At 45.3% G+C, this 12,259-nt stretch carries 13 protein-coding genes; 7 read left to right on the plus strand and 6 right to left on the minus strand.

What is annotated here, in order from left to right; all coding sequences use genetic code 11:
- The first annotated feature begins 85 nt into the window (after positions 1–85).
- A complete protein-coding gene (locus tag ICN46_RS02705) occupies positions 86–1,063 on the plus strand; it encodes a squalene/phytoene synthase family protein (protein WP_216204255.1) in 978 nt (325 codons plus the stop codon).
- Positions 1,064–1,070: 7 nt separating this feature from the next.
- Here ICN46_RS02705 and ICN46_RS02710 read toward each other — a convergent pair whose 3' ends face one another.
- Positions 1,071–1,583: a methylated-DNA--[protein]-cysteine S-methyltransferase gene (locus ICN46_RS02710; RefSeq protein ID WP_216204257.1), complete on the minus strand. Its 513-nt coding sequence runs from the start codon at positions 1,581–1,583 to the stop codon at positions 1,071–1,073.
- A 118-nt stretch (positions 1,584–1,701) separates the two neighbouring features.
- Here ICN46_RS02710 and ICN46_RS02715 point away from each other — a divergent pair, with 118 nt between their 5' ends.
- Genes ICN46_RS02715 through zapD form a run of 6 tightly spaced genes read left to right on the plus strand, consistent with a single transcriptional unit; the run spans position 1,702 to position 7,033 of the window.
- On the plus strand, positions 1,702–2,991 hold the full coding sequence (locus ICN46_RS02715; RefSeq protein WP_216204259.1) for an HlyC/CorC family transporter: 1,290 nt from the start codon (positions 1,702–1,704) through the stop codon (positions 2,989–2,991).
- On the plus strand, positions 2,988–4,061 hold the full coding sequence (locus ICN46_RS02720) for a GspE/PulE family protein (protein WP_216204261.1): 1,074 nt from the start codon (positions 2,988–2,990) through the stop codon (positions 4,059–4,061). Before ICN46_RS02715 ends, ICN46_RS02720 begins: the two co-directional genes overlap by 4 nt.
- Positions 4,052–5,128 (plus strand): type II secretion system F family protein, encoded by a 1,077-nt coding sequence (locus tag ICN46_RS02725; protein ID WP_216204263.1) that lies wholly within the window; start codon positions 4,052–4,054, stop codon positions 5,126–5,128. The genes ICN46_RS02720 and ICN46_RS02725 overlap by 10 nt, the downstream gene beginning before the upstream one ends.
- Before the next feature lie 2 nt (positions 5,129–5,130).
- Complete coding sequence (locus tag ICN46_RS02730; RefSeq protein ID WP_255538708.1) at positions 5,131–5,628, plus strand: prepilin peptidase; 498 nt, start codon at positions 5,131–5,133, stop codon at positions 5,626–5,628.
- Complete coding sequence (gene coaE / locus ICN46_RS02735) at positions 5,583–6,269, plus strand: dephospho-CoA kinase (RefSeq protein WP_216860280.1); 687 nt, start codon at positions 5,583–5,585, stop codon at positions 6,267–6,269. Before ICN46_RS02730 ends, coaE begins: the two co-directional genes overlap by 46 nt.
- Before the next feature lie 11 nt (positions 6,270–6,280).
- Positions 6,281–7,033 (plus strand): cell division protein ZapD, encoded by a 753-nt coding sequence (zapD, locus tag ICN46_RS02740; protein WP_216204267.1) that lies wholly within the window; start codon positions 6,281–6,283, stop codon positions 7,031–7,033.
- On the opposite strand, the gene ICN46_RS02745 is transcribed toward zapD, so the two are convergent.
- The 5 genes from ICN46_RS02745 to ICN46_RS02765 all read right to left on the minus strand — a co-directional run bounded on the left by ICN46_RS02745 (position 7,030) and on the right by ICN46_RS02765 (position 12,252).
- Complete coding sequence (locus ICN46_RS02745) at positions 7,030–7,446, minus strand: NUDIX domain-containing protein (protein WP_216204268.1); 417 nt, start codon at positions 7,444–7,446, stop codon at positions 7,030–7,032. The two genes, zapD and ICN46_RS02745, sit on opposite strands and share 4 nt — an antisense overlap.
- Positions 7,447–7,457: 11 nt before the next feature.
- Complete coding sequence (locus tag ICN46_RS02750; protein WP_216204270.1) at positions 7,458–8,315, minus strand: ATP-binding protein; 858 nt, start codon at positions 8,313–8,315, stop codon at positions 7,458–7,460.
- A gap of 26 nt (positions 8,316–8,341) precedes the next feature.
- Positions 8,342–9,577, minus strand: a complete 1,236-nt coding sequence (gene argJ, locus ICN46_RS02755) for a bifunctional glutamate N-acetyltransferase/amino-acid acetyltransferase ArgJ (RefSeq protein ID WP_216204271.1) — start codon at positions 9,575–9,577, stop codon at positions 8,342–8,344.
- Positions 9,578–9,659: 82 nt separating this feature from the next.
- Positions 9,660–11,783, minus strand: coding sequence for a xanthine dehydrogenase family protein molybdopterin-binding subunit (locus ICN46_RS02760; protein WP_216204272.1), 2,124 nt, complete (start codon positions 11,781–11,783; stop codon positions 9,660–9,662).
- Between the two features lie 10 nt (positions 11,784–11,793).
- Positions 11,794–12,252, minus strand: coding sequence for a (2Fe-2S)-binding protein (locus ICN46_RS02765; protein WP_216204273.1), 459 nt, complete (start codon positions 12,250–12,252; stop codon positions 11,794–11,796).
- Positions 12,253–12,259 lie beyond the last annotated feature (7 nt).

Here is a 12,259-nt window from a genome sequence, read left to right on the forward strand (position 1 = left end):
TTGCTCAAATTATATGGCTTTGTCATTTTTAATAGTTAAGGAATTTGAGCTGCACTAGGATATATAGGTCTGACATAATTGCCCTGTGAACCTCGCAAGCGATAATCCCCAAACTGACCTGGACTACCAAAAGACTATCCTAAAGTCAGTCTCTCGTACATTTGCTCTTACCATTCCCCTTTTGCCGCCAATCATTGAAAAGGTGGTTGGCAACACCTATCTACTGTGTCGTATTGTGGACACCATTGAAGATGCCGCAGATCTCACCCCCGAGACCAAAAAAGACTTATCCAATCTATTTCTAGAAGCGGTACTTGAAAAAGTGCCGGTTGATTCATTTCTTGCTCCCTGTCTTCAGGCACTTAAAAATTATTCCAATCAGGATGAATTAGATTTAATTACACATACCCCAATTGTTATACGCATTCTGCGCACCTGCTCGAGTCATGATCAAGCAGCAGTAAGTCGCTGTGTTTCCATCATGTCTAAGGGAATGTCTCATTTTCATAGCAGGCAAACTAAGGCAGGCTTAAGAGACATGGTCGAATTTGAAGAATATTGCTATGTGGTGGCCGGTGTCGTCGGCGAACTCCTCACGAGCGTCTTTCGACACTACTCTCCACAATTTTCAAACAATATTCAGGGCCATGAAAATCTGGCAATTTCGTTTGGTCAAGCCTTGCAAATGACCAATATCCTCAAAGACTCTGTCGAGGACCAAGCAAGGGGGGTATCTTGGAAGCCGGCGCACACGAGCCAACTTGAACTGCTTCAGATTGCCTACGAAAAACTGAAAGATGCTTTAACCTACACCCTCCTAATACCTAATGAGCAAGTGGGCATGCGCCGTTTTTGCTTTTTAGCTTTTGGTCTTGCGGTACTCACTCTGGATAAGATTTTGGCGCAAGATCGCCTGCACAAGAAGGGCCAATTAAAACTCTCAAGAATGACGGTCTGGTTTTTTTACGGCTTTACAAAAATTGCTGCTAGCAACGATATGCTGATTAAAGTCTTTTTTTACCTATGGTCTAGCCCCCTCAAGAAGCTTGGCACAAAGTACTAAGCTCGAACTAAAGAACACCCTCGTGTTGCAAAAGCCAAATTTTGATTTGGCGATAGAACCCAGGCGAATCTTCCTTCATGTAGCCCCCGACACCTTGCGCAGAAACCACTCGATGGCATGGCGCAATCAGGGGGTAGGGATTGGCGCCACATGCCGTTCCCACTGCTCTTGGACCACTTTTAACTTTCTTCGCAATCTCACCATAGGTACTCGTGCTGCCCAGTGGAATTTCTTGAGTAGCTCTCCACACCTTTTGCTGATGCAATGTACCGACAGGCTTTAAGGGTAAATTAAATTGACATCTGGGGTTCTTGAAGTAATGTGCGCATTGCTTTGCCACCTCTTTAGCCAATTGATTACCAGGCAAACTCAAAGGGGTCTTCGAGGATAGGTAATCAATTTTGGACAGCATGAGACTGCCATCTACCATCTCCGTCAAAATACCCAAACGGCCAAAAGGGGCCTCAATAACGCAAAACTGGGTGTTTAGGAGCGCAGTGTTCTTATCTTGCGGGGTCATAAGGAAGAATCTTACACAAGCAAAGGGCATCTAACCAGATTTAGGATAACGAAACCTATAGCCTCTGAAATAGCAGTTTGCTATATTGAATCTTCCATATTCTTTGTAGGCATAACAGATGGACAACTTTTTTGACGACTGGCCCTTTTTAGCTCAGGTCGCCCTCGTCTTATTTTTACTTGCCCTCTCCGGCTTTTTTTCCATGGCCGAAACCAGCATGCTGTCTTCCAATCGCCACCGGCTTCGTGCTATGGCAAATGGGGGCAATCCTGGAGCAGCCTTGGCTGAACGACTTTTGAAGCGAATTGATTCGCTACTCTCCGTACTCTTAATCTCCAACAATTTAATTAACACCATCTTACCCATCTTGGTGACTGGAATCGCGCTTCATATTTTTGGTGAAAGTGGCTTTGTACTGACGATTGCAACCTTGGTAGTTGCTTTGTTGATTATTGTTTTTAGTGAAATCACGCCCAAAGTGATTGGCGCCGCATTCCCAGAAAAAATTGCTTCGCATGTGGGCTGGTTCATTCTCCCTCTCACCTTCATTCTGAAACCATTGCTTTGGTTTATTAACAGTTTTGTATCTGGACTGATGAAAGTATCAGGTCTACAGACCTCCACAGAAAATAGAGCCATGAGCAAAGAGGAGTTACGCAGCCTAGTGCTAGAATCAAATCGCTTTGTTTCTAATCATCATCGGAATATTCTGCTTAATTTATTTAATCTAGAAAATATCTTGGTGGACGATGTGATGACGCCAAGATCCAAGATTGAAATTTTGGATCTTTCTAGGCCAATCGAAGAGGTAATTCAGCAATTAGAAACCTGCTACCACAATAAACTTCCCGTTTGCGATGGTGATTCTGAGCGCATTATTGGTATTTTATCGGTCAAAAAAACACTGACTCTTCTCGGTAACGCCAAGCTCAAGCATCAAGACTTTAAAGCCTTAGTAAGTGAACCCTACTTTATTCCGGGCGGTACACCAGTGTTGCAGCAGATGCAATTTTTTCAAGACAACCAACAGCGGCTTAGTTTAGTCGTCAATGAGTATGGTGAAGTTCTTGGCTTGGTGACATTTGAAGACATTGTCGAAGAACTCATCGGAGAGTTCACAACCTCGTTCTCCAATCTCTCTAATGATCCTCATTGGTTAGTAGATGGCACATATCTAGCTAGTGGGAGCGCCTCCCTTCGCGATCTCAATCGACTGCTAAATCTAGATTTACCCCTAGATGGACCACGTACACTTAATGGCCTTATTCTAGAAAAGTTGGAAGCCATCCCCGATCATGACGTCAGTCTTCGAATCGCCAACATCGTAATGGAAATAGTGCACTTTGATGAGCAAGGCGTCAAAACCGTTAAGCTCTATAGACCAAATCTCTCTGCCTCTCAAGATTGACTAGCCTTCAAGATGACTCCCTAATCATTCGTACCTGGCATGAAATTTCTGTTAATGCACTTCATTCTAGGGCGACTGATATTCACATTGAGGCGGGAGCTCAAGAAACCCTAGTACGCATTCGAGTCGATGGGCAATTAGAGCTTCAGTCACGCTACCCCATTGAATTGCATGAGCGCCTGATTACTCGCATCAAAATATTGGCGCGTTTAGATATTGCAGAAAAACGACTTCCGCAAGATGGCAGACTCTGTGTTGGTCATGACTTTTGTAAACCTAATACTGATTGCCGGGTATCTATTCTCCCGACCCTATATGGCGAGAAAGCTGTCGTTCGTATACTGCCCAGTCAGATTGAAGAGCTGAGCCTTGATCGACTTGGGCTTTTGCCAGAACAATTAGCAATATTACGCAATGCGATTCATCAATCCAATGGTCTTATATTAATCACGGGTCCAACTGGCAGCGGAAAAACTCGTACCCTTTATAGCTGTCTGAAAGCATTGAATCTAATACACCGCAATATATGCTCGATTGAAGACCCAATTGAAATTCGGCTTCCCGGCGTGAATCAAGTCGCTTATCACCCTCGCGCAGGTCTTGATTTTGCATGCATCATTCGCGCCCTGCTCAGGCAAGATCCAGATGTCATCATGATTGGCGAGATTAGAGATGCGGCAACAGCACAGCTTGCCATTCAAGCATCTCAAACTGGTCACCTTGTTCTCAGTACCTTACACACCCGCAACGCTAGAGGCGCACTAATACGACTCAAAAGCTTAGGAATTGATCATGAGTCCATCGATTCTTGTTTACTCTGCGTAAGTTCTCAGCGATTGATTCGCAGTCTTTGTATGCACTGCCAGAAAGAAAAAGAGGGTTCTTTATGCAATCGATGCAAAGGTTCAGGCTATTTCGGAAGGCTTGGTGTTCATGAAGTCTTTAGTGCTACGCAACTACAAAAAGAAGATGCTTGCGACCTCACGATGTATGCAGCGGGCATGCGCCACATTCAAGCCGGACTTATTAATGAAGTCTCCCTTCTATCTGAGGTGGGAACATGGCATTGAGAGATCAACCTTTGTTTAAAAAGAATCTCAGCAAAGGGGAGCAACTGCATTTTGCTCGGCAGCTACTTTCGCTTCTGCATGCTGGCTTACCACTATTAAATGCGATTGAGTTACTTTATCAATCTGCCCCTCAATCCTGGATTGGTTGGATAAAAGACGTTTATGCACGCCTTAAAAAAGGTGATAGCCTCTCTCACTCCCTGAAAGAAGAGGGAGATCTTTTTTCAATCGAGTTTATTAATCTTATTCGAGTGAGCGAACGCTCCGGTGATCTGACATTGGCACTCCAAACGATTAGTAAACAACTGACGGAACAGATTGAGCTACGCCGAAAAATACAGCAAGCACTCAGCTACCCTGTTATTACCCTAGCCACTTCTTTTGCACTCGTCATTGTGATGATGGTTTGGGTTGTACCAGTATTTAAAGATGTCTTTGCACACTTTCAGGCAGACTTGCCTGCCCCCACTCGAATATTAATTAGGGTATCCACACTAATTGAAAATTTCTTGCTTGAACTACTGCTGGGAGTTGTATTACTACTTGCAATATTTATTACCGCTTGGTTAAAGTCACCCCATGTACAAAAAAAATGTGACGGCTTGGCGCTACATATTCCAATATTAGGAAATTTATTGAGGCTCGCCACACTGACCCATTGGTGCCGAACCCTAGGGCACTTACTAGCCTCGGGATTGCCGCTTCCAGATGCATTACGTATCACAGCACAATCGTCCAACCACTGGCTAAGTCATGACTTTAGCGCGGAGGTTTTTAAACATCTAACACGAGGCTGGCCAGTCGGGGAGTCACTTAAAAAAGCCGATCCAACTAGGGTTTTATGCGATATCGAAACATTGCAACTGTTGCGTATAGGCGCAGAAAGTGGCTGTTTGCCAGAAATGCTGAATCAGCGTGCCGACACGCTAGGAGCTCAGCTCAGCAACCAACTTAACACCCTGAGCCAAAGTCTCGAACCCTTGCTAATCATTTTGGTTGGAGCCATCATTGGGGGGCTAGTCATCATCCTCTATCTCCCTATTTTTAATCTAGGACAAATCGTCTAATGATGTCCTTTGCACTTAACTACTGCATACAAACAATCCTAATTGGAGTTTTGTTGTATCTAGCCTATATTGATTTTCGAACTTTTCAATTACCCAACACCATTACCCTGCCACTTATCATTACCGGCTTTGGTTTTAGTGCCTTTACAACTCTAGGACTGACAGATGCGTCATCATCTCTGATGGGGGCTTGCCTTGGGTATACCCTCCTTTGGCTCCCAAACTGGGTGTACCACCGTATCAAAAAACAAGATGGCGTTGGAATGGGTGATGCCAAACTACTTGCCGCCCTTGGAGCCTGGCTGGGCTGGAGTTCCCTACCGGGCATCTTACTAATAGCCTCGCTATCTGGGGTTATTGGTGGAATACTGTGGCTTCAATGGCAACAGCGCCGCTATGGTCAAGCCTTTCCTTTTGGGCCATTTCTTGTCATTGCTGGCATTATTCAGTTGTTATGGCCTCAACTCCTCACCAAAATCCTACCGATCCATCTGATTTAACGGCCCTCAAGGGACACATCCCCTTACTTGGCCTAACAGGTGGCATCGGCTCTGGGAAAACTACAGTGAGCAATTTATTGGGTAGGCTGGGGGCTGGAGTAATCGATACCGATCTCATTGCCCACCAAATTACAGCACCCGGCGGAATAGCAATCCCCCTTATTCAGGAGCAGTTCGGAGCTAAGTTTATCGACTCTGCAGGAGCCCTCAATAGGGGAAAAATGCGCGCCCTTGTATTTACAAACCCGGAGTCCAGGAAAGCTTTAGAGCAAATTACACACCCCCTGATTCGCCAAGAAACCACACGGCAAGCCCTTAAATTAAGTAAATCTGGCAAGCCCTACTTGGTTTTTGTAGTCCCCCTACTCATTGAGTCGGGGAATTGGCAAGGCATTCTTGACCATATTGCGGTTGTAGACTGCCCCGAAGACGTCCAAATTGCAAGAGTTATGGAGCGCAGTGGACTTACCAAACAAGATGTAGAGAAAATCCTTGCCGCTCAAGCCAGCCGGGCAAAGCGCATTTCACAAGCAGACACCGTCTTGCATAACGACAGGGACTTAGCCAAGCTGGAAGCAGAGACGCAAGTTTTGCACCAAAAATTAATAGGATTTAAGACCAATCAATCAACTTCGTCATAGAATATGGACTTGTGATCGTATACGAATACCCCTTCAACGAATTAGTTCGGAGCATGCTTCGACTGGAGTATTTGTTCGCCCGTTTTAATCACTTTTTAAAATCGGATGACCCAGAACTACATCACAATGCGGTCGCTACATTATTTGACCTAGGTGACATTGGCTCACGTGGCGATATCAAGTCCCTCTTGCTAAAAGAATTCGAGCGTCAAAAATATACCCTCAATGGTTTAAAGTCCTCACAAAAGGTTGACCAAGAGGCGCTTTCTCAGACTCTCACAGAAATTGATTCGGCATCGGCAAAGATTAATCATTCTGTCGGCAGGCCAAATGCCGCCATTTCTGAAAGTGAGTGGCTCAATGCAATTCGCACACGCCTAAATATTCCTGGTGGAACTAGTCCAATTGATCTGCCGAGTTACCATGCCTGGAAAAATAGTCCAACAATTCAACGTCGTGAATTGCTGCAAAATTTTGTGAGTCCACTCTTACCTTGGCATGAAGCGTGTCAAGTTTTTCTCAGACTACTCCGTCAAGCTGGTGAAGCAAAGGAAGTAGTTGCACATCAAGGATCTTTTCAACAAGCACCCTCAGGAAAAGTTTACCAACTTATGCGTATTGCCGTTGAAGACGATTCTATTTACTCAGAAATTAGTGCCAATAAGTATTTGCTATCAATCCGCTTTTTAAAAGCAGATCGTGATAAAAAAGCACAGCTGATAAACGTCGATGTGCCGTTCAACCTGACTCTTTGTCAGTTCTAATCCAAAAGCCTTTTTAATTTTTCCAGCATTGGCCAGGCCGCAGGCAATAGCGGCGCAACTGATGGACCTTCATCAGATATTGTCTGCCAAGATAATGTCTGGCCCTCACAACCCCGTGGGGTGCCTAGCCAATTTCGAATGATACTCACATGAAGCCTTACATAGGCATGTGGATAATCATGCTCAAGCACAGTCAATGCTTCGCTAGATTCAATTTCAATTCCAAGCTCTTCTTGCAACTCTCGTTTAAGTGCATCAAATACAGACTCACCTGACTCAATTTTTCCTCCGGGCACTTCCCAATACCCAGCATAAGGCTTACCCTCAGGCCTTTGACCCAAAAGATAGCGACCCTCAGAGTCCAGCAGGATGCCTGCGGCTACCTCTGTAACTGGACGATTATTTACATTCATGAGAGATGTGCTTAGGGGTGAGAACCAGCCCAGTGCTTAGCGAATTGCCAAGCTACTCGACCTGAACGTGAGCCCCGCTCTAATGCCCAAATTAATGCTTCTGCACGCGCAGCCTCAATTTGAGAATGATTCATACCAAAGTGCTGTAACCAATGTCCAACAATGGCTAGGTACTCATCTTGTTTGGGGGGATAAAAAGACAACCATAGCCCAAAGCGTTCAGATAAAGAAATTTTTTCCTCAACCACTTCACCCGGATGAATCTCTCCATCATCGCTATGAACGTAACCTTCGTTATCTTTCATATACTCAGGCAAAAGATGGCGGCGATTTGAGGTTGCATAAATTAATATATTGTCGACTTGAGCCGATACAGAACCATCCAAGGCAGACTTCATAGCCTTATATCCAGACTCGCCATCCTCAAATGACAGATCATCGCAAAAAATAATGAAACGTTCTGGGCGATCTGCCAAGAGGTCTGTAATATCAGCTAAGTCAGCTAAATGTTCTTTTTCTACCTCAACCAAACGTAAGCCTTGACTTGCAAACTCATGCAAACTCGCCTTAATTAAGGATGACTTCCCTGTGCCTCTAGCGCCCGTTAATAGAATATTATTCGCTGGTTTTTTTTGAATGAAATTCTGGGTATTTTCACGAATAGCATCGCGCTGACGATCGATATGCTGCAGATCCTCAAAGCTAATATCGGATACATGTTTGACGGGTTGCAAAAAACCAATACTGCCAAAAATACTATCGCGCCGACGCCATCTAAATGCTACAGACGACTTCCATTGCTCTGCTGTTAGTGGCTTAGGTAAAAAAGTCTCTAGATGACTTAATAAATTTTCTAATTTTTCACTCATTTGTTTTTGCGCTCTGTTTAACTTTCTTAAGACCGGTAATCAGCATTTATAGAGACATATTCGTGAGATAGATCACAGGTCCACATGGTTTGAGTTGCAGAGCCGCGACCTAAATCAATCTTGACAGTGATTTCAGCTTCTTTCATAACTCTTTGCCCATCAGCTTCTTGATAACTAGGGTTACGGCCACCATCCTTGGCAACCCAAACATCACCTAACCACATCTGCACTCGACTAACATCCAAGTCGGTAATGCCTGCATATCCAATCGCAGCCAGAATGCGGCCTAAATTGGGGTCGCTAGCAAAGAATGCTGTCTTAACCAATGGTGAATGCGCGACTGCTTTGGCTACCAAACGACATTCTTCAGAAGTCTTGCCGCCACACACTTCAATAGTCATAAATTTAGTGGCTCCCTCACCATCTCGCACAATCATTTGCGCTAGCTTTCTGGCCACGGTAATTAGGGCATTACGCACAATTGCATAATTTGGATCGGTAATTGAAGCAATCTGGACTGCTGACTGCCCAGTCGCCATCACGATAAAAGAGTCATTAGTTGAAGTGTCGCCGTCGATCGTAATGGCATTAAACGAAAGATCTGCGATTTCACGCGTGAGATTGCCAAGCAGTCCCGGCGCAAAGCCGGCATCGGTGGCAATAAATCCCAGCATCGTCGCCATATTCGGATGAATCATGCCAGCGCCCTTACAGATCCCGGTGATCACTACTGAGCCTAACGGAGTTTGCACCGTCATTGAAGTGGCTTTAGGCTGCGTATCCGTGGTCATGATAGCTTCAGCCGCATCAAGCCAATTGTCTTCACCTAAATTAGCCACGGCATTGGGAAGCGCAGAAGTAATTTTTTCGATAGGCAAGGGCTCCAGAATGACGCCTGTCGAGAATGGCAATATCTGAGCAGGATTGAGCTTGAGCTCCTCAGCCAAAACATCACAAGTCTCTAGAGCATGTTTCATACCTGCCTCTCCAGTGCCCGCATTGGCATTGCCTGTATTCACCACCAGGGCGCGGATTTCTCCATTGCGCCCCTCTTGTGCTAAGTGCTCGCGGCAAACCTGAACCGGTGCGGCACAGAAACGATTTAAGGTAAATACACCAGCAACCTGGGATCCAGGAGCTAATGTCATCACTAATAAATCTTTGCGATTTGCTTTCTTAATGCCAGCTTGAGTAATGCCCATCTGAAAGCCCTTCACAGGCTTGAGTTGGTCTTTTTGGGGAAGTGGGAGGTTAACTGTCATAGTTCGATAATTGTAGATGAGGCTCAAAAAGAAAGCGCGCCCTTAGGCGCGCTTTGCCAAATGCTTTACTTCAATAAAAAGCCTAAGCCTTAATTGGGAGTTCCCTAATGCGGTGACCAGTATTGGCCGCAATCGCGTTTACCAATGCTGGAGCAACCAAGGGGACCCCAACCTCACCTAAGCCGCCTGGCTTCTCTTGACTGGGAACTAAATGCACCTCAACGACTGGGGCTTGGTTTATGCGAATACTCGGGTAATCGTTGAAGTTGTTTTGCTGCACTCGCCCAGATTCAATAGTAATTTCATTATACAAAGCTGCGCCTAATCCATAGAGGATGCCTCCGGTCAGCTGTGCTTTTGCCTGATCTGGATGAACCGCAATTCCACAATCTGAGACGAAAGTAATTTTCTTGACCTTCGTACTCGCAGCAATCGGATCCAACTCAATCACACATGCCGAGTAAGTGCCATAACACTCCATTTGCGCAACCCCAAAATGCTTACTATTAGGTTTATAGCCAGATTTTTGCACAGCTAATTTCAAAACAGCGGTAGCTCTAGGCTCTTTAGTAAGGGCAGCCAATCTAAAAGCAACTGGATCTTTGCCAGTCGCTTTTGCGGCTTCATCCATAAAACTCTCAACTGCAAACGCATTAAGTGCATTACTAACAGAGCGCCAATAACCAACTCGAATACCAGCATCTTCAATCACATTGCGAACTTCAAGATTCGGAATGTCATACGTTAAATTAGCCGAGCCCTCTGTCATAAAAGGATCGTTGCCGTCTTTTACAAAAACTGGAAAAGCTCTTGCAGTAACGGATTGAGAAACCATCTTGGCTTTTAGCGAGCTTAATTTACCACTAGCCGTCAGGGTGGCATCCATATGATGCACACTCATTGGACGGTAGAAGTCATGGGTAATATCATCCTCTTTAGTCCACAACAATTTGACTGGCATCCCAGCGGCCTTTGAGATTTCAGCAGCTTGGCGTACGAAATCCAACTCTAGTTTTCGGCCGAATCCACCACCCAAGAAAGTGGTCTCAACCGTGACATCTTCTACCTTTAAACCAGTTGCTGTAGCTGCAACCGCTTGTGATCCTTGCTGAAATTGAACGGGCCCAATAATTCTGCACTTACCATTCGAAAAGTCAGCTGAACAATTGACTGGCTCCATTGTCGAATGCGCTAAGTAAGGCATGAAATATTGAGCGCTCAGAGTTTTGCCTTTACCCATATTGGCGTCAGCGTTACCAACTGACTTAATAACTGCTCCAGGCTTTGATAACCCAGCCTCAAGTTGTTTACGCATGCCTGCGTTAGAAATCGTTACCCCAGAGCCCTCATTCCAAGTAATTTTGAGTGCATCACGACCTTTACGAGCAGCATAAAAATCTTTTGCCAATACCGCCACACCATCGGAAATTTGTACCACCTTCATTACGCCTGAAACTTTCATTGCTTCAGAACTATCAACTGATACTGGCGTACCGCCAATGACTGGACATTGCGCCAAGGAAGCAATCGCCATACCGGGCATCTTGACGTCAATACCAAACACCGCTTTGCCCGCCACTTTGGCTGGTGTATCCAAGCGGCGCATACTCTCCTTGCCAATGACCATAAATTTGGCAGGAGACTTCAGTGCTGGTTTTTCAGGCAAAGGTATCTTGGCTGCATCAGCAGCTAATTCGCCAAAAGTTGCAGACTGGCCATTAGAGCTAGTTACTTTGCCGTTAAGTGCCTTACATTCGTCGATGGAGACATTCCAACGATTAGCAGCAGCTTGTACCAAAACAGAGCGCGTAGCAGCTCCCGCAGTGCGGAGCTTATCAAAAGCCTCGCGCACCGAAGTAGAGCCGCCAGTAATTTGTCCGCCCAATAATGCATTGATGTAAACCGGCGCAACACTAGCAATCTCCACCTTTACCATCGATAAAGGCAGATTTAATTCTTCAGCAATGAGTGCGGGCATGGAGGTATATACGTCTTGACCCATCTCAGAGCGCGCACATATTAAGGTAATTTGATTATCTGGAGTAATGCGGACCCATGCATTTGTAAAGGCCGGGTCACTTCCTGCACCAATAGCAGCATCGCTTGATAATGGGAGGTACATACCCAATACAAATGCGCCACTAACAGCAGCACTATGCTGAATAAATTGACGACGACTTGTGTTCTTTAAAGAATTATTTTCCATATTCGTCTCCTTACAGCAATTTATCTGCAGCACGTTCAATCGCTTTTTCAATACGAGAATACGTACCGCAGCGACAAATATTTCCACTCATCGCATTTTTAATTTCTTCTGGATTAGGCCGCTTCTTTTTCACCAACAAATCAGCTGCCGACATCATCTGCCCCGTCTGACAGTAACCGCATTGGGGAACATCGAATTCAATCCAAGAGGACTGAAGGGCTTGACCCATCTTCTGGGGCAAACCTTCCAGGGTAACCACTTTTTTACCAGCGGCCGCTGAGACTGGTATAGAGCATGAGCGAATTGCACTTCCCTCAAGGTGAACTGTACAGGCGCCACAAAGACCAGCACCGCAACCGTATTTAGGGCTCGTTACGTCCAAGTGGTCCCGCAAGACCCATAGAATTGGAGTTTGAGGATCGCCTTCAAATTGCACAGAATTGCCATTTAAATTAAAAGACACAGTCATATTGACT

This window comes from Polynucleobacter sp. Latsch14-2 (genome assembly GCF_018881925.1).
Classification (GTDB): domain Bacteria; phylum Pseudomonadota; class Gammaproteobacteria; order Burkholderiales; family Burkholderiaceae; genus Polynucleobacter.